Here is a 19034-nt window from a genome sequence, read left to right on the forward strand (position 1 = left end):
GCGTGCAAGCGATTCCGTAAACCTCTGATTAGTCCCTCTTGCCAAATCCGCGATCCAAGCGTCGGCGTTGGGATGATTTTGTTCGGAAGTGCCGTGGGGCCGCCCCCTGCTTGTATTGTCCATTGTGGTCTCCGGTAACACATCAAGCAACTACACTAGCACCCAACGGCCGCACCGCAGCCATGCACAATTCATATTCAGTCATTCTGCCCGGACATAGTGATGCCCAACTTGAACAGTTGGAGGTGACGGATGGCGAACACTGTCCGTTAAGCTATTGAATTCTTCTTCCTTGGATTTCCGGCGCGAAAATGTGTAGTAACAACATTTGTGCTGTTACCGCGGTTCTGTATGGATTTTACGGCAACTATTCGCTAACAACGCTGGCATGTTTGTCGTTGAGAGAGTCGTCCGCGGCCACCGCTATCTCTACCTCGTGGAAAGAGTCCGCGACGGCGATGTCACGTTGTCTAGCTAAACTGCCCAAGCACGGCGTTGGTGCATGGATCGGGACTTGAGCGGATCTGGATCTGTGATGGGGCTATCTATGTGGTTGGTCCATTGCGGCGGATGGATTTAGGGTGCGCATGCAAGCATACGATTGAGGGCGGCGCAGCCGATGGCCACTTTCGTCTGCTGAGCGTGAAACGACCGAGCCCGCAGACGCCGCCCGATGATGGACTTGTATCGGCCGATGGCAGTCTCGACCAGCGAGCGCTTGCCGTAGCCGGTGGAGACCTGCCATTTCATTCGCCCGTCTCTGCTGATTGCAGCGATATGCTGATCTCTTTGTCCGGGAGATTGATCGCCGGCTGGTTCGATCGCGTTGGCGGGTTCTGTCGCAAAACTTTTCACCGGGTTTGCAACCAGTATGGTAGGCGTAGATCCGGGTTGAAGATGAGCAGGCAGATTGAGTTTCCAGATCATGGTCGATTTCAAAGGCAGTCATTACCCGAAAGACGTGATTTTATACGCGGTATTTTTCTACGTGAGATATGCGGTCTCCTATCGTGATCTGGAAGAGATTATGGCCGAGCGCGGCGTTACCGTTGACCACGCGACGCTGAACAGATGGTTCGTGAAATATTCGCCCCTGATTGCCTGCCAGGCCCAGCGGCGCAAATCCGCAACCAGCAGCTCCTGGCGGATGGACGAGACCTATATCCAGGTCAAAGGCAAGTGGACCTATTTCTATCGGGCTGTCGACAAATTCGGCAAAACCCTTGATTTCATGCTGTCTGAGCACCGCGATGAGGCCGCGGCCTGCGCTTTCTTCGCCCGCACGATTAAGACCAATGGCTGGCCCGAAAAGGTCGTCATCGACAAGAGCGGCGCGAACCTGGCAGGATTGCAAAACATCAACTGGCTGCTGTTGTTGTATGGATGGTTCTGGCTGATCGAGATCCTGCAGGTCAAATACCTCAACAACACGATTGAGCAGGACCACCGGTTTATCAAGAAGCTGACCCGCCCCATGAAGGGCTTCAAATCCTTTCAGTCTGCGTCAGCAACACTGGATGGTATCGAGGTGGCTCACATGATCCGCAAGCGCCAATTTTCAACCAGTGGCCAATCGGCATTTCAGCAATTCGCCGCACTCGCTGCATAACTGTGTCCAGCGATGGCCGCTTCTGCGGCCTTTTAAAAAGTTTGCGACAAAACCGATTTTACTCCGCCCGCGGCAAGACTATTCCGCCGCTACCGTGGCCGGTTTTTGCACTGCCGCTCTCATCCCGGACTTACTGAAATCGGTGTCCGCGACTTTCTGAAATCCTTGTCCCGAACTTTGTGAAACCCGCACTTTGCCTTCATGCCCCGCATCCCCGATCTCGACGGGCGTGCCTCTATGGCTTCGGGCCTGCAAAGCAATATGGCATTCTTCAGAATGTCATGGGTGACCACATCGACGCCAATCTGGTCCGCAGCCATTGGGACGACATCCTGCGTCTCATGACCTCGCTGCGCACGCGCACCGTCAGCGCCTCGCTCATGCTGAAACGACTGTCAGTTACAACGCGCCGGAGTGGTCTCGCCCAGGCGCTGCGCCAGATGGGGCGGATCGAACGAACCCTCTTTACCCTCGATTGGATCAACGACGAGCAGTTGCGCAAGACCACGACTGCCGAACTGAACAAGGGTGAAAGTCGCAACAGCCTCGCGCGCGCCGTCAATCTTCATCGCCTCGGACGCTTCCGCGATCGCAACCAGGAAAACCTCTCGATAAGGGCATCAGCCCTCAACTTGGTCGTCACCGCGATCGTCCATTGGAACACGATCTATACCGGCCGTGTCGTCGGTCCTCTGCGCGAAGCCGGGAAGACCGTCTCGGAGCACCTGCTTGCCAGCCTTTCCCCGCTCACATGGGAGCTCTTGAATCTGACCGGCGATTACCTCTGGGAAGACAAGCCCGCTCTCGACGAAAACGGCTTCCGCGCCATTCCGTTCTCCCTCTGATCCGCCTACCGTATATCTGTGCCCGTTTAATGATGTTCAGCGGCCATTAATGAGGTCGGCGAAGAGGCCGGAGCTGGCAGTTCCCGATCCGTTCTTCAACTTGGCCAAAATCGCAGCTTCGAGCCGACGGGGCCGGTAGGGCGGAGATCGGGTCATGGGTCGGACGGGAAGAAAAAACGGAAGGTTTGGCGCCCTGGCGGTGAAAGCCGTTTTATCTTCACGGCCGACAGCGCCCTGGCGCGCTTGCCCATTGGCGCGAGCACCGGCCTATCGTAAGAGCGGCATGTTGCGGAGAAGATGCGCATTCGCCTCTCGCGGATGCTCCTTACAGATGTGAGCGCGGGTCGCGCTCTCAACTTCTCGCCCTTTTACACGAGAACGCGCCGTGTAAGAGATCGTAACCCCGAATGGGCCGCACCCGTTTGCGGGTTCGGTGGAGCAGAACACGATGCGGCACAGTTGAGCCCGCCTCGTTTGTTATGCGCCACCACAGCCAAAAATACATCGCCAGTGTGCACACTAGGGATGTACATTTGATCAATATAAGGCTATTGTACATCCACGTACACACAAGGATGAGCGCTATGCACACCACGAAAGCTTTCAAAAACGGAAATTCGCAGGCCGTGCGTATCCCGGCCGAGCTTGCTTTCGACCGGACCGATGTCGAGTTGGAAATCGAGCGCGTCGGCGACGAGCTTCGTATCCGTCCTGTGCATCGCTCCCTGGCCGGCGTTCTGGATGTATTCGCCCGCTTCTCTCCGGATTTTATGCGTGACGGAAGAGGGTCCCATGAGCAAGACGAGCGGGATAAGATCTGATGGCGCGCTACATGCTCGATACGAATATGTGCATCTACCTGATGAAAAACCAGCCGGAGCAGGTCGCCCGCCGCTTTGCCAGTTGCTATGTGGGAGACGTGGTCATGTCCGCCATCACCTTCGCCGAACTCGAGTATGGTGTATCCGCATCCGATGATCCCGCACGGGAACTTGATAATCTCGCAGCCCTGGCCGAGCTGATCACAGTGGAACCGTTTGGGATTGCCGCAGCGAGAGCCTATGGGCCGGTTCGGATGGCGACAAGAGACCGGAAGAAAGATCATCTCGATAAACTGATCGCGTCGCATGCGATCGCACTTAACACGGTGTTGGTGACCAATAACACGCGCGACTTCCTGGTGTATACCGGACTGAAGCTCGAAAACTGGCTGGACGCGTAACGCAGAGAAACCAATTAACCCGTCCCAGCGGCTATGCCGTGAGGCGGGCAGGGAGGAGGACCTTGCCAAGGCGTTCGTGCCGGTGCGAGTGCCAACGACCAAGGCACGATCAGCGAAAAATGAAGAGTATCGGAGAAATCAGCATAGCGCCGCTCCCAGGCGGGATATCGGGAATTCTCGAAGCGCAGGGAGCGGGAAAAGGCAGCCGCAGGAGCCTCAACATAGTGGCCCGAAGGGGAGGCGGGATCGACTGCCGCCGCACGCTGCGCACCGTTTGCATGGGGCAGAAACAAGAAAAAACCCAAACGCCAAAAACGACCGTTTTCCACCAAGCTCCGGAAAACCCTACAGCGCAATGCGGGAGCGCGGGTTTCCTCCGCTTGGCTGCGCTCGCCTTTTGGGCTCGCTTCGGCCGCGGGCGCGCCGTCTGACGGCACTGCGGCTGGAAAACAGTCGAACAATACCGCGGAATGAACTCCACGATGGCTGTGAGAGCCCTTAGCCCTGGATCCAGGACAGGGGAGGGGGGCAGGGGCTCCCTCGAACCGCGCGACGCCCAGGTCGATACGGGCGACGCGCGGTAATGCCTGTGATATTCCCCTGGACAGAGGGAGGGCGAATGCCCGTTCCACGGCGACGCACGAGACTGTCAAGTCGCGCGGCGCGGAAGACGGAGGTCTTCTCGGGTCCGGACAAGCGATCGTCACCGGGATCGGCGAAGACGGCCGAAGGGCGGCTTCGTGCCATCGGCATAGAGCGCGGCCAACCCGTCGGTTGGTGTCGCCATCTCTCGCGTAGGCAAATCGGCAATGCGCAACGCACTTACAAAGGCCTTGCCCCAAATCCTCGGAGAAGACCGCGGAACTTGCATACGGCAGATTGTGCGTTCCTATCATTTGTCGGCGGGACAGTCAGAAAAAATGGAGGGCAGGGAACACACCTCGCTTGCAACGAGCGCCTATAATGACGAGCAAACCCGGTGGGCCGGAAGGAAATGCGAGAGTGTGGGACTTGGCCGTACCCCGCGAAGCTATCAGCGCTCAAAGCCTAGACAACCTGGTTTTTTATCCGTGCTGGCTGCGTCGCTGTAGAGCAGCCGATCAATCGATCCTTGTCGTATTCCGGCGGAGGATTGCGGCAAAAGCCGTCAGACCCTGGCGTTCCACGGCTCCAACAAAATCTTCGCTTGAAGGCAGCGATTTGCGAAGATTGCCTCGGGCACGAGCGACACTGTCGATCAGTGCCTCGGGAAACTGCCCGTAAAGCTCGACCAGAAAAGCATCGGGCGTGATGCAAGCCACGCCATGGGATCGGAGATTTTCGATAGGAAAATCCTTAATATTCCAACTGACGATCAGTGTTGCTTTTCCGATTATGGCGGCCGCCAGGACGTGCCGGTCATCCGGATCGGGCAAATCCAGTTCGGGAATGAGAGATTGGTAACCGCGGACATCGGCTTGCGGCAAAACATCCTTCATCCGGTCGCGCGTGACCTCAAGTCGATCCACCGTGACATGCGGAGCGTTTGCAGCGAGATTGCGTATCCACTCGGCGTGAATGTCGTCGGACCAGTGCGCATCGAAAAGACCGTCGAAAGCGGCCTGAACAAGGAGGTTGCGAAGATGGAAGGGGTAGAGAACGCAGGCATCAAGGTGAGAGCGGCGGTGCAAAAACCGGCCACGGTAGCGGCGGAATAGTCCTGCCGCGGGCGGAGTAAAATCCGGCCACCTATTTCCTTTCTGCAATGAACGCAGGAGGGACAGGGGATCTACACCGTGGAACTTTATCTGAAGGTGCGGCTGGCTGTTTCGGAAGGGATGAGCCGGCGTCAGGCAGCAAAGCATTTCAACATATCGCGCGACAGCGTTGCCAAGATGGTGTCGTATTCGACCCCACCCGGCTATCAGCGGCGATCACCGATCCTTCGGCCGAAGCTGGATGCGTTTGTTTCGACGATCGAGTATTGGCTGGAGGAAGACCTCAAGGTGCCGCGCAAGCAGCGCCATACGGCCAAGCGGGTGTTCGACCGCCTGCGCGACGAATGCGGGTTCACCGGCGGCTATACGATTCATGAAGGATCACATGCGCGAGCAGGATCAGCGCCGGCAGGAAGTGTTCGTGCCGCTGTCGCATCCGCCCGGCCATGCGCAGGCCGACTTCGGCGAGGCGATGGTGATGATCGGCGGCGTCGAGCAGAAGGCGCGTTTCTTCGTGCTCGATCTTCCGCACAGCGACGGCTGCTATGTGCGGGCCTATCCGGCTGCAGTGGCTGAGGCCTGGGTCGACGGCCACATCCATGCGTTCTCATTCTTCGGGGCCGTGCCGCAGTCGATCGTCTATGACAACGATCGTTGCCTTGTCGCCAAGATCCTGCCAGACGGCACGCGCAAGCGAGCGGCGCTGTTCAGCGGCTTCCTGTCCCATTACCTGATCCGGGATCGCTATGGTCGTCCTGGGAAAGGCAACGACAAGGGGAACGTCGAGGGTCTCGTCGGATATGCCCGGCGCAACTTCATGGTGCCGATCCCGCAGTTTCCGACATGGGATGCGTTCAACGTCTGGCTGGAAGAGCAATGCCGAAAGCGCCAGCGCGACAGATTGCGGGGTGAGAGCGAGACGATCGGCGAACGGCTGCAGCGGGATCTGGCGGCTATGCGTCCATTGCCAGCATCACCCTTCGATGCCTGCGATCAGGCCAGCGCCAAGGTCACGGCCCAGTCTCTCGTACGCTACAAGACCAATGATTATTCCGTGCCGGTCGCCTACGGTCATCAGGATGTCTGGATCCGGGGCTATGTTGATGAGGTGGTCATCGGCTGCCGTGGCGAGATCATTGCTCGCCATCCGCGGAGCTGGGAGCGGGAAGACGTCGTCTTCGACCCTATCCATTATCTGCCGCTGATCGAGCAGAAGATCAATGCGCTGGATCAGGCCGCTCCTCTGCAGGGCTGGGATCTGCCGGACGAGTTCGCCACGTTGCGCCGGCTGATGGAAGGCCGCATGGCCAAGCATGGTCGGCGGGAATACGTGCAGGTTCTGCGACTGCTGGAAAGTTTCGAGCTCGCCGATCTGCATGCGGCGGTGAAGCAGGCGATCCAGCTCGGCGCAATCGGCTTCGATGCGGTCAAGCATCTGATCCTGTGCCGGGTAGAACGCCGGCCGCCACGGCTGGACCTGTCGATCTATCCCTACCTGCCGAGGGCAACGGTCGAGAAGACGTCGGCAAAGGCGTACATGCGCCTCTTGTCATCTGATGCGGGAGAAGCCGCATGAGCACCGAAGTACCAGAGATCCTTCTCGCCCATTATCTCAAGACCCTGAAGCTGCCGACCTTCCAGCGCGAGTACCAGAAGCTGGCCCGGCTATGCGCCACCGAAGGCGTCGATCATGTCGGATATCTGTTCCGACTTGGTGAGCGGGAGGTGATCGAACGCGATCGCCGAAAGGTCGATCGCCGGATCAAGGCGGCCAAATTCCCGGTCGTCAAAAGCCTCGACAGTTTCGACTTCGCCGCTATCCCGAAGCTCAACAAGATGCAGGTGCTGGAGTTGGCCCGATGCGAGTGGATCGAGCGACGCGAGAACGTCATTGCTCTCGGTCCCAGCGGCACGGGCAAGACGCATGTAGCGCTCGGCCTCGGTCTGGCCGCCTGCCAGAAGGGTCTGTCCGTCGGCTTCACCACGGCGGCTGCCCTGGTCAGCGAGATGATGGAGGCGCGTGACGAGCGGCGTCTGCTTCGGTTCCAGAAGCAGATGGCAGCCTACAAGCTCCTGATCATCGACGAGCTGGGCTTTGTGCCGCTGTCAAAGACCGGCGCGGAATTACTGTTCGAACTGATCTCGCAACGCTACGAGCGGGGTGCCACCCTGATCACCAGTAATCTGCCTTTCGACGAATGGACGGAAACTCTGGGATCCGAGCGCCTGACCGGCGCGCTGCTCGCTCGCATCACCCACCACGTCAACATCCTCGAGATGAACGGCGACAGCTATCGTCTCGCTCAAAGCCGCGCCCGCAAGGCTGGCTGAAACCCCTCTCCAGAAAGCGCCGCGCGCGCATGAGACCCCCGCTCGGGCTACGCCCTCCCGGGGGTCTCATGCGCGCGCCACAGTGGCCGACTTTTGCTCCGCCCCGTGGCCTGTTTTTACTCCGCCGTTGACAGCTGCCACCCGAGATCGCCACAAAAGTCGTTCATGAGTTTTTCGACAAGCAGTATCGCGAAACCCTCGATCAGCCCGTCGGAATGCTGGGTAATATTTCCCCGCGCGAGGCCATCAAAACCGCCAAGGGTCGCGAGAAGGCCGCCGAATGGCTCAAATATCTTGAAAACCGTTCTTCAAGCCAGCCTGACCCCAACGATCCCATGGCGACCTATGATTTCCAGTGGATCTGGACCGAACTCGGTATCGAAAATCTTCGCCGATAATCGCTACCGTATATCTGTGTCCCTATAATGTACTGGAGCCAAGGAGTGTTCTGGCGACTACTCTTGCAGCACCGCTTTGGCGGCGAACTTTGGTGACAGCGCGTCCCAACGAGGTAACTTCGGAAGCGTACAAGGTGGAGTCGTCAGCCGGTTCTATTGGACGGATGCCGACGAGGATGTTCTGTTGATCAATGGTGATAGTCTCCATTCTGTCTGGTCCCTTTGAGCTTTTCGAATGAGAAGTTCAGCCAATGCAGCTTGGCCTTGGAATTGCTCGACTCGGTCGTCGATCAGCAGCGGCGGCAGACCACATATGCTTCCCATCTTTGGATCACCGAGCCAGAACTCTCCGACATTTGGGGATTGTCGCGATCCGAGACTGAACCTCGTCTGGGTGCCAGAACCTTCGGTGCAGTTCGCTAGGGATCTTTTTCAAGAACCCCGGTTAAGGGCGTAGAAATAGCTCGGGCCAGAGCCTTGCGGCTTTCCAGAACACTCATCATCGTCACGTGGTCGCCTACAATCGGTACGGCAGTAATGGCCTCCGGACTCAAGACCCGGTCCCAACCGCGCATGGGCGAGCTTGCCTCTGGACCTAGTGGTACCCGACGACTGAAGAGAGCCTCGGTGGCATAAAACTGATGTATCCCAGTTGGCAGGGACGGAACTTGATACGACGGCAGCGCCGTATGAAATTGGTCGATTCTTTCATACATCAGAACGTCATTGTGGAGATCACGATCCGGAGGTAGAGCTCCAATTTGCTGTGCCTTTTCAAGCAGCTGAGCAATTGAACATTGTCCAGCAAAGCGTTCCAACACTTCGAAGCTCTCATCATCCAAGGGTTCAAAAGAATCCAGTACTACGTTTCGTATCATTTGGGTGGGCGATATGCTTGATGGATTTGCAGGTAGCGTAACATCGATGAGAGCGATGAACGACACAGCGTCATCGAGACTCAGCAAGCGCTGGGCGATTGCGTAAGCCAAGATCCCGCCTGATGAGTATCCAGCGAAGCGATATGGACCCTGCGGTTGAATTTCTTTGATCGCGAGGATCACCTGATCAGCTATCGCTTCAAGGGTCAGTGGACGAACTTCATCGAAAGACGGCCATGACAAAGCATAGACGGGACAGTCTACGTCCATTTCCTTTACCAAACTGGGGACATAGGAACAATCGCCCAAACCTGTGGGAACAAAGAACAGCGGCGGCTGCGAGCCGGTTGCTTGAACGGATATCACTCCCGGATTGCTGGGCTGTGGTTCCAAGTGGATCTTCGATGCAAAGTCCGTCAGAACAGGGGCTTGGAAGAGGTCGGCGGTGCTAAACTTCAGCCCAAGATCTGATGCTCGGCTGAGCAACTGCACGGCCAAGAGCGAGTGGCCGCCCAGTTCGAAGAAGTTGTCGTGGCGCCCGACCCGCTCGACACCGAGAAGCTCCGCCCAGATCTGCGCCAGCGCCGTCTCGATCGCGCCCTGCGGCGCCTCATAGGCGGTGCGCGCATAGGCGCCGTCGTCGGGGGCCGGCAGTGCCTTGCGGTCGAGCTTGCCGTTCGCCGTCAGCGGCAGCGCCTCGAGCCGCACGAACGCAGCCGGCACCATGTAGTCCGGCAGCCGCCCGCTCACATGCGCGCGCAAGGCGCCGGCAAGCCCGCCGCCATCGGCCTCGTCCGAGCCTGCCTCGGGTCCACACACGACATAGGCGACAAGCTGCTTGTCGCCGGCACGGTCCTGGCGCGCCACCACCACCGCCTCGCGCACCCAGGCGTGCTCGCAAAGCCGCGCGGCGATCTCGCCCGGCTCGATGCGGAAGCCGCGGATCTTCACCTGCTCGTCGTTGCGGCCCAAAAACTCCAGATTGCCGTCCGGCAGATAACGCCCCAGGTCGCCGCTCCGGTACAGCCGGGCGCCTGCCTCATCGCTGAACGGATCGGCCAAAAACCGCTCCGCTGTCAGCTCAGGACGGTTCAGATAGCCACGCGCAACCCCCGCCCCGCCGATGTAAAGCTCACCCACCGCCCCGAACGGCACGGGAGCACCATGACCGTCCAGCAGATACACCCGCGTGTTCGCAATCGGGCGCCCGATCGGGACAACTGACCCATCAAAATCAGCCGGGCAATTCCAAACCGTCGCGCAGACCGTTGCTTCGGTCGGGCCATAAGCGTTGACGATAGATGCCGAGGCCAGACTTCGGACGAGTTCAGCCTTCGGCAGTTCGCCAGCAAGAATGAGAACGTGCGATGCCAAACATCCCGGATCCCGGCTTGCCTGAAGCAAGGCTGGAGGCAATGTCGCATGGGTTATGGCTTCGCTTCGCAGGTAATCCGATAGCTTGTTACTCGCTTGGCGGAGCTCGTCCGCAGGCAAGTGCAATGCGGCGCCTGAGCCAAACGCCATGACAAGCTCCCAAGCACTTGCATCAAAACCGAAGGAGGCGAACTGCACGACACGGCTATTTGAACAGACGCCAAAAAGCCCGATCTGAGCCAACCCCAGATTGACCAGGTTGTGGTGCTCGACCATGACGCCCTTTGGGGTTCCGGTGGAGCCTGAGGTGTAGATGACATAGGCGAGATGGCGCGGGCTCAGGCCCAGCGCACGCGGGTCGGGATCCGAGGCGGGCAGTTCGGCCCAGGCCGGGGTCGCCGTCTCCAGATCGACCACGCTGACATCGGCCAGCGCCTCCGCGCCGAGGGCGGCGCGGCCGGCGGCATCGCAAAGCAGCAGCCGCGGTGCGGCATCCTCGACAATCTGCCGCAGCCGCGCGCAGGGATAGGCCGGATCCAGCGGCAGATAGGCGCCGCCCGCCTTGAGGATCGCCAAAAGACCCACCACCATCGCCGGGCTGCGTTCCAGGCAGATCGCCACCGGCTGATCCGGCTTCACACCCAGGGCGATCAGATGATGGGCCAGCCGGTTGGCCCGCGCGTTGAGCTCGCCATAGCTTAGGTGCTCCTCCTCATGGACCACCGCCACCGCCTCGGGCGCCTGGCGCACCTGTTGCTCGAACAGCTCGTGGATGCAAAGATCCGACGGATAGGCCGCCGCCGTCCGGTTCAGATCCTCCAGCAGATAGGTGCGCTCCTCGGACGACAGCAGCTCGATGCGGCCGACCGGCTGCCCGGCATCGGCAGCCATCGCCCGCAGCAATGCCAGCAGATAACCACGCTGCCGCTCGATCGTCGCCTGATCGAACAGCGCCGTGGCATAGCCGATTGTTCCGGCGATCTCCTCGCCATGCTCGCCAAGGCTTAGCTCCAGATCGAACTTGACCTGATCGAACCCATCCCCGGCAGCCTCCACACTCAGCCCGGGAAGGTCCAATGACCCGACCGCATTGTTCTGCCAGGCCAAGATCACCTGGAACAACGGCGTGTGATCAAGATGCCGTGGCGGCTGCACGATCTCGACCACCTGCTCGAACGGCAGGTCCTGATGCTCCTGCGCGGCCAGCGCCGTGCGCCGCGTCCGCTCCAGAAGCTCCGACACGCTCGGCTCGCCCGACAGGTTGACCCGCAGCGCCAGCGTGTTGACGAAGAAGCCGATCAAGTCTTCGATCTCGCGCCGGCCTCGATTGGCGCTCGGCACGCCGATCACAAGGTCGTCCTGCCCCGACAGGCGCGACAGCACCGCCGCCCAGGCCGCCAGCACCGTCATGAACAACGTCGTGCCATGCTGCCGGCTCAGCCGCTTCAGCCCCCGCGTCAGATCCGCATCGATGACAACCGGCACAGCGGCCCCGGCAAATGACTGCTGGGCCGGCCGCGGCCGGTCCGTCGGCAAGACAAGACGGGCCGGAGCGCCAGACAGGGCGTCGCGCCAATACTGCGCCTGGTTCTGCAGCCGTTCCCCCGACAGCCATTGCCGTTGCCAGGCGGCATAATCCGGGTACTGGATCGCCAGCGGCGGCAGCGGATCGTCCTGTCCAGCCTCGAACGCCCGGTAAAGCTGACTGAGTTCACGCACCAGCACGCCCATCGACCAGCCGTCCGAGACGATGTGATGCTGCGTCAGCAGGAAGACGTGCTCCGCATCCGACATCCGGATCAGACGCCCGCGGATCAGCGGGCCACCCGCAAGATCGAACGGTATGCGCGCCTCTTCATGGCACAGATCCAAAAGCGCCGCTTCCGCGTCCCGCCTGTCCCGCAGATCGTGCTCCAGCACCGGCAGCCCTGCCTCCGGCGGCAGGACCTCAACCCGGGGCTTGCCATCCGACGCGACAAAGACACTGCGCAGCGCCTCGTGTCGGGCAAACAGACGGTCGAGGCTGCGCTGCCACGCGGTGCGGTCGAGCACACCACGCAGCCGCAGGGCCAGCGGAATGTGATAGTTGGTGCTGCCCTCGTCCAGCTGCGCCAGGAACCACAGCCGCTGCTGCGCGAACGACAGTGCAAGCGGCTCGTCGCGCGACACGGCAACAATCGCCGGCAGGTCTTGCGGACCGCAGCGGCTCAACACATCGACGATGCTTGCCGCCAGATCGGCCAGCACCGGGTTGGCGAACAGCGTCGACAGCGGCAGCTCGACACCCAGGGCCTGCGACAACCGGCTCAACAGCTGCACGGCCAAGAGCGAGTGGCCGCCGAGTTCGAAGAAGTTGTCGTGGCGTCCGACCCGCTCGAGCCCGAGAAGCTCGGCCCAGATCTGCGCCAGCGCCGTCTCGACCGCGCCCTGCGGCGCCTCATAGGCCGCCCGCGCATAGGCGTCGTCGTCGGGGGCCGGCAGCGCCTGGCGGTCGAGCTTGCCGTTCGGTGTCAGCGGCAGCGCCGCGAGCCGCACGAACGCAGCCGGCACCATATAGTCCGGCAGCCGCCCGCTCACATGCGCGCGCATGGCGCCGGCAAGCCCGCCGCCATCGGCCTCGTCCGAGCCTGCCTCGGGTCCACACACGACATAGGCGACAAGGTGCTTCTCGCCGGCACGGTCCTGGCGCGCCACCACCACCGCCTCGCGCACCCAGGCGTGCTCGCAAAGCCGCGCGGCGATCTCGCCCGGCTCGATGCGGAAGCCGCGGATCTTCACCTGCTCGTCGTTGCGGCCCAAAAACTCCAGATTGCCGTCCGGCAGATAACGCCCCAGGTCGCCGCTCCGGTACAGCCGGGCGCCTGCCTCATCGCTGAACGGATCGGCCAAAAACCGCTCCGCTGTCAGCTCAGGACGGTTCAGATAGCCACGCGCAACCCCCGCCCCGCCGATGTAAAGCTCACCCACCGCCCCGAACGGAACCGGCGCACCATGACCGTCCAGCAGATACACCCGCGTGTTCGCAATCGGGCGCCCGATCGGGATACGGCGGAATGTCTCATCAATCGCGGTGATCTCGCAGACTGTCGCGAAGGTCGTCGTCTCGGTCGGACCGTAGCAGTGAATGAGGCGTACAGGACCTTCTTCTCTCAGCAATCTCAAAAATGAGGGAACGTCACTGGCCTCGCCTCCAGAAAGGAGGTACTTAAGTTGTGCCAACGCTGGAGCGATCGATAACGTATATTGGTTGAATAACGCTGTTGTTAGAAAAAGGGTTGTCACCCGTTGCTGTTCAAGTGACTTGGCAAAATTGGAAGGATTTATGACGGTCGTGGCATCCAATGCAATAATGCAGCCACCGTTGAGCAGCGGCGCCCACACTTCAAATGTGCTGGCGTCGAAGGCGGGATTACCCACCCACGCCACACGATCTCGGGCATCGATCTTCGCATACCCATTGTTGATGACGAGCCGATTGACCGCACGATGAAGAACAACAACCCCCTTGGGAAGGCCGGTCGAGCCGGAAGTGTACATCACGTAAGCGGCAGCCTCGGCGCTCAACGTCAAGCCAGGGTCGGCACTAGACCCAGTCCCAGCCATGAGCGGCTCAATAGACAGAACAGGGGTCGTCACATCAACCAATTCATCGTCACCCTCGCTAAGCACGAGGCGCGCAGCACAATCGGCAATCAGCCATCCTTGTCGCGCAGACGGAACGCCACGATCGATCGGCACGTACACTCCGCCCGCCTTAAGGATCGCCAACTGCGCCACGACAAGAGCGACGGAGCGGTCCAGCACTGTCGCAATGCGGTCCCCCGGCTTGACACCCAGTGCGATCAGATGATGCGCCAGCCGGTTGGCCCGCGCGTTGAGCTCGCCATAGCTTAGGTGCTCCTCCTCATGGACCACCGCCACCGCCTCGGGCGCCTGGCGCACCTGTTGCTCGAACAGCTCGTGGATGCAAAGATCCGACGGATAGGCCGCCGCCGTCCGGTTCAGATCCTCCAGCAGATAGGTGCGCTCCTCGGACGACAGCAGCTCGATGCGGCCGACCGGCTGCCCGGCATCGGCAGCCATCGCCCGCAGCAATGCCAGCAGATAACCACGCTGCCGCTCGATCGTCGCCTGATCGAACAGCGCCGTGGCATAGCCGATTGTTCCGGCGATCTCCTCGCCATGCTCGCCAAGGCTTAGCTCCAGATCGAACTTGACCTGATCGAACCCATCCCCGGCAGCCTCCACACTCAGCCCGGGAAGGTCCAATGACCCGACCGCATTGTTCTGCCAGGCCAAGATCACCTGGAACAACGGCGTGTGATCAAGATGCCGTGGCGGCTGCACGATCTCGACCACCTGCTCGAACGGCAGGTCCTGATGCTCCTGCGCGGCCAGCGCCGTGCGCCGCGTCCGCTCCAGAAGCTCCGACACGCTCGGCTCGCCCGACAGGTTGACCCGCAGCGCCAGCGTGTTGACGAAGAAGCCGATCAAGTCTTCGATCTCGCGCCGGCCTCGATTGGCGCTCGGCACGCCGATCACAAGGTCGTCCTGCCCCGACAGGCGCGACAGCACCGCCGCCCAGGCCGCCAGCACCGTCATGAACAACGTCGTGCCATGCTGCCGGCTCAGCCGCTTCAGCCCCCGCGTCAGATCCGCATCGATGACAACCGGCACAGCGGCCCCGGCAAATGACTGCTGGGCCGGCCGCGGCCGGTCCGTCGGCAAGACAAGACGGGCCGGAGCGCCAGACAGGGCGTCGCGCCAATACTGCGCCTGGTTCTGCAGCCGTTCCCCCGACAGCCATTGCCGTTGCCAGGCGGCATAATCCGGGTACTGGATCGCCAGCGGCGGCAGCGGATCGTCCTGTCCAGCCTCGAACGCCCGGTAAAGCTGACTGAGTTCACGCACCAGCACGCCCATCGACCAGCCGTCCGAGACGATGTGATGCTGCGTCAGCAGGAAGACGTGCTCCGCATCCGACATCCGGATCAGACGCCCGCGGATCAGCGGGCCACCCGCAAGATCGAACGGTATGCGCGCCTCTTCATGGCACAGATCCAAAAGCGCCGCTTCCGCGTCCCGCCTGTCCCGCAGATCGTGCTCCAGCACCGGCAGCCCTGCCTCCGGCGGCAGGACCTCAACCCGGGGCTTGCCATCCGACGCGACAAAGACACTGCGCAGCGCCTCGTGTCGGGCAAACAGACGGTCGAGGCTGCGCTGCCACGCGGTGCGGTCGAGCACACCACGCAGCCGCAGGGCCAGCGGAATGTGATAGTTGGTGCTGCCCTCGTCCAGCTGCGCCAGGAACCACAGCCGCTGCTGCGCGAACGACAGTGCAAGCGGCTCGTCGCGCGACACGGCAACAATCGCCGGCAGGTCTTGCGGACCGCAGCGGCTCAACACATCGACGATGCTTGCCGCCAGATCGGCCAGCACCGGGTTGGCGAACAGCGTCGACAGCGGCAGCTCGACACCCAGGGCCTGCGACAACCGGCTCAACAGCTGCACGGCCAAGAGCGAGTGGCCGCCGAGTTCGAAGAAGTTGTCGTGGCGTCCGACCCGCTCGAGCCCGAGAAGCTCGGCCCAGATCTGCGCCAGCGCCGTCTCGACCGCGCCCTGCGGCGCCTCATAGGCCGCCCGCGCATAGGCGTCGTCGTCGGGGGCCGGCAGCGCCTGGCGGTCGAGCTTGCCGTTCGGTGTCAGCGGCAGCGCCGCGAGCCGCACGAACGCAGCCGGCACCATATAGTCCGGCAGCCGCCCGCTCACATGCGCGCGCATGGCGCCGGCAAGCCCGCCGCCATCGGCCTCGTCCGAGCCTGCCTCGGGTCCACACACGACATAGGCGACAAGGTGCTTCTCGCCGGCACGGTCCTGGCGCGCCACCACCACCGCCTCGCGCACCCAGGCGTGCTCGCAAAGCCGCGCGGCGATCTCGCCCGGCTCGATGCGGAAGCCGCGGATCTTCACCTGCTCGTCGTTGCGGCCCAAAAACTCCAGATTGCCGTCCGGCAGATAACGCCCCAGGTCGCCGCTCCGGTACAGCCGGGCGCCTGCCTCATCGCTGAACGGATCGGCCAAAAACCGCTCCGCTGTCAGCTCAGGACGGTTCAGATAGCCACGCGCAACCCCCGCCCCGCCGATGTAAAGCTCACCCACCGCCCCGAACGGAACCGGCGCACCATGACCGTCCAGCAGATACACCCGCGTGTTCGCAATCGGGCGCCCGATCGGGACAACTGACCCATCAAAATCAGCCGGGCAATTCCAAACCGTCGCGCAGACCGTTGCTTCGGTCGGGCCATAAGCGTTGACGATAGATGCCGAGGCCAGACTTCGGACGAGTTCAGCCTTCGGCAGTTCGCCAGCAAGAATGAGAACGTGCGATGCCAAACATCCCGGATCCCGGCTTGCCTGAAGCAAGGCTGGAGGCAATGTCGCATGGGTTATGGCTTCGCTTCGCAGGTAATCCGATAGCTTGTTACTCGCTTGGCGGAGCTCGTCCGCAGGCAAGTGCAATGCGGCGCCTGAGCCAAACGCCATGACAAGCTCCCAAGCACTTGCATCAAAACCGAAGGAGGCGAACTGCACGACACGGCTATTTGAACAGACGCCAAAAAGCCCGATCTGAGCCAACCCCAGATTGACCAGGTTGTGGTGCTCGACCATGACGCCCTTTGGGGTTCCGGTGGAGCCGGAGGTGTAGATGACATAGGCGAGATGGCGCGGGCTCAGGCCCAGCGCACGCGGGTCGGGATCCGAGGCGGGCAGTTCGGCCCAGGCCGGGGTCGCCGTCTCCAGATCGACCACCGTCAGATCGACAAGCGCCTCGGGGCCGAGTGCGGCGCGGCCGGCCGCATCGCAAAGCAGCAGCCGCGGTGCGGCATCCTCGACAATCTGCCGCAGCCGCGCGCAGGGATAGGCCGGATCCAGCGGCAGATAGGCGCCGCCCGCCTTGAGGATCGCCAAAAGACCCACCACCATCGCCGGGCTGCGTTCCAGGCAGATCGCCACCGGCTGATCCGGCCTGACCCCAAGGGCGATCAGATGATGGGCCAGCCGGTTGGCCCGCGCGTTGAGCTCGCCATAGCTTAGGTGCTCCTCCTCATGGACCACCGCCACCGCCTCGGGCGCCTGGCGCACCTGTTGCTCGAACAGCTCGTGGATGCAAAGATCCGACGGATAGGCCGCCGCCGTCCGGTTCAGATCCTCCAGCAGATAGGTGCGCTCCTCGGACGACAGCAGCTCGATGCGGCCGACCGGCTGCCCGGCATCGGCAGCCATCGCCCGCAGCAATGCCAGCAGATAACCACGCTGCCGCTCGATCGTCGCCTGATCGAACAGCGCCGTGGCATAGCCGATTGTTCCGGCGATCTCCTCGCCATGCTCGCCAAGGCTTAGCTCCAGATCGAACTTGACCTGATCGAACCCATCCCCGGCAGCCTCCACACTCAGCCCGGGAAGGTCCAATGACCCGACCGCATTGTTCTGCCAGGCCAAGATCACCTGGAACAACGGCGTGTGATCAAGATGCCGTGGCGGCTGCACGATCTCGACCACCTGCTCGAACGGCAGGTCCTGATGCTCCTGCGCGGCCAGCGCCGTGCGCCGCGTCCGCTCCAGAAGCTCCGACACGCTCGGCTCGCCCGACAGGTTGACCCGCAGCGCCAGCGTGTTGACGAAGAAGCCGATCAAGTCTTCGATCTCGCGCCGGCCTCGATTGGCGCTCGGCACGCCGATCACAAGGTCGTCCTGCCCCGACAGGCGCGACAGCACCGCCGCCCAGGCCGTCAGCACCGTCATGAACAACGTCGTGCCATGCTGCCGGCTCAGCCGCTTCAGACCCCGCGTCAGATCCGCATCGATGACGATCGGAACCGTCGCCCCGGCAAACGACTGCTGGGCCGGCCGCGGCCGGTCCGTCGGCAAGACAAGACGGGCCGGAGCGCCAGACAGGGCGTCGCGCCAATACTGCGCCTGGGTCTGCAGCCGTTCCCCCGACAGCCACTGCCGTTGCCAGGCGGCATAATCCGGATATTGGATCGCAAGCGGCGGCAAAGGATCGTCCTGTCCAGCCTCGAACGCCCGGTAAAGCTGACTGAGTTCACGCACCAGCACGCCCATCGACCAGCCGTCCGAGACGATGTGATGCTGCGTCAGCAGGAAGACGTGCTCCGCATCCGACATCCGGATCAGACGCCCGCGGATCAGCGGGCCACCCGCAAGATCGAACGGTATGCGCGCCTCTTCATGGCACAGATCCAAAAGCGCCGCTTCCGCGTCCCGCCTGTCCCGCAGATCGTGCTCCAGCACCGGCAGCCCTGCCTCCGGCGGCAGGACCTCAACCCGGGGCTTGCCATCCGACGCGACAAAGACACTGCGCAGCGCTTCATGACGCGCAAGCAAACGGTCAAGGCTGCGCTGCCACGCGGTGCGGTCGAGCACACCACGCAGCCGCAGGGCCAGCGGAATGTGATAGTTGGTGCTGCCCTCGTCCAGCTGCGCCAGGAACCACAGCCGCTGCTGCGCGAACGATGGTACTAGGACGCTTTCGCGTCCGACCCTTGGTATCAACGTAGCTTCTTGGCTGCCACTCCGGCTTCTCTCTTTGGCAAGTGAAAGAAGCTCAGTTAGGCTTTCTGTATCCAGTTTTTCCAAACCGGATCTAATTAAATCTGTC

General features: G+C 61.7%; 5 protein-coding genes and 5 pseudogenes. 7 read left to right on the forward strand and 3 right to left on the reverse strand.

Annotation, left to right across the window (positions count from 1 at the left end; genetic code table 11):
* Nucleotides 1–545 precede the first annotated feature (545 nt).
* Nucleotides 546–831: pseudogene (locus WGT02_RS39340) on the reverse strand (IS5/IS1182 family transposase); the annotation flags it as partial.
* A gap of 94 nt (nucleotides 832–925) precedes the next feature.
* Here WGT02_RS39340 and WGT02_RS39345 point away from each other — a divergent pair.
* The 4 genes and pseudogenes from WGT02_RS39345 to WGT02_RS39360 all read left to right on the forward strand — a co-directional run bounded on the left by WGT02_RS39345 (nucleotide 926) and on the right by WGT02_RS39360 (nucleotide 3676).
* The gene (locus WGT02_RS39345; protein WP_341353108.1) at nucleotides 926–1609 is read left to right on the forward strand and encodes an IS6 family transposase; all 684 of its coding nucleotides are present in this window, start codon (nucleotides 926–928) and stop codon (nucleotides 1607–1609) included.
* Nucleotides 1610–1801: 192 nt separating this feature from the next.
* Nucleotides 1802–2454, forward strand: a pseudogene (locus WGT02_RS39350) (Tn3 family transposase); the annotation flags it as partial.
* Between the two features lie 584 nt (nucleotides 2455–3038).
* The gene (gene vapB, locus WGT02_RS39355; protein ID WP_029728331.1) at nucleotides 3039–3275 is read left to right on the forward strand and encodes a type II toxin-antitoxin system VapB family antitoxin; all 237 of its coding nucleotides are present in this window, start codon (nucleotides 3039–3041) and stop codon (nucleotides 3273–3275) included.
* Complete coding sequence (locus WGT02_RS39360) at nucleotides 3275–3676, forward strand: type II toxin-antitoxin system VapC family toxin (RefSeq protein ID WP_029728330.1); 402 nt, start codon at nucleotides 3275–3277, stop codon at nucleotides 3674–3676. The genes vapB and WGT02_RS39360 overlap by 1 nt, the downstream gene beginning before the upstream one ends.
* 1100 nt (nucleotides 3677–4776) lie before the next feature.
* Here the strand turns inward: WGT02_RS39360 and WGT02_RS39365 are convergent.
* A complete protein-coding gene (locus WGT02_RS39365; RefSeq protein WP_375680038.1) occupies nucleotides 4777–5346 on the reverse strand; it encodes a PIN domain-containing protein in 570 nt (189 codons plus the stop codon).
* Nucleotides 5347–5493: 147 nt separating this feature from the next.
* Between WGT02_RS39365 and istA the strand changes: the two are divergent.
* The 3 genes and pseudogenes from istA to WGT02_RS39380 all read left to right on the forward strand — a co-directional run.
* A pseudogene (gene istA, locus WGT02_RS39370) lies at nucleotides 5494–6949 on the forward strand (IS21 family transposase).
* Nucleotides 6946–7704, forward strand: coding sequence for an IS21-like element helper ATPase IstB (gene istB / locus WGT02_RS39375; RefSeq protein WP_208244959.1), 759 nt, complete (start codon nucleotides 6946–6948; stop codon nucleotides 7702–7704). The pseudogene istA and the gene istB overlap by 4 nt, the downstream one beginning before the upstream one ends.
* Nucleotides 7705–7838: 134 nt before the next feature.
* Nucleotides 7839–8102 (forward strand): annotated as a pseudogene (locus WGT02_RS39380) (hypothetical protein); the annotation flags it as partial.
* 419 nt (nucleotides 8103–8521) lie between these two features.
* Here the strand turns inward: WGT02_RS39380 and WGT02_RS39385 are convergent.
* Nucleotides 8522–18925, reverse strand: a pseudogene (locus tag WGT02_RS39385) (amino acid adenylation domain-containing protein); the annotation flags it as partial.
* Nucleotides 18926–19034: the final 109 nt, after the last annotated feature.

The organism is Rhizobium sp. T1470, assembly GCF_042140505.1.
GTDB classification, from domain to species: Bacteria; Pseudomonadota; Alphaproteobacteria; order Rhizobiales; family Rhizobiaceae; genus Rhizobium; species Rhizobium favelukesii.

Excerpts from the sequence above, each read along its gene's own strand:
- WGT02_RS39345 (WP_341353108.1), top strand. The coding sequence starts at position 926 with ATGGTCGATTTCAAAGGCAGTCATTACCCGAAAGACGTGATTTTATAC.
- WGT02_RS39360 (WP_029728330.1), top strand. The coding sequence starts at position 3,275 with ATGGCGCGCTACATGCTCGATACGAATATGTGCATCTACCTGATGAAA.
- vapB (WP_029728331.1), top strand. The coding sequence starts at position 3,039 with ATGCACACCACGAAAGCTTTCAAAAACGGAAATTCGCAGGCCGTGCGT.
- istB (WP_208244959.1), top strand. The coding sequence starts at position 6,946 with ATGAGCACCGAAGTACCAGAGATCCTTCTCGCCCATTATCTCAAGACC.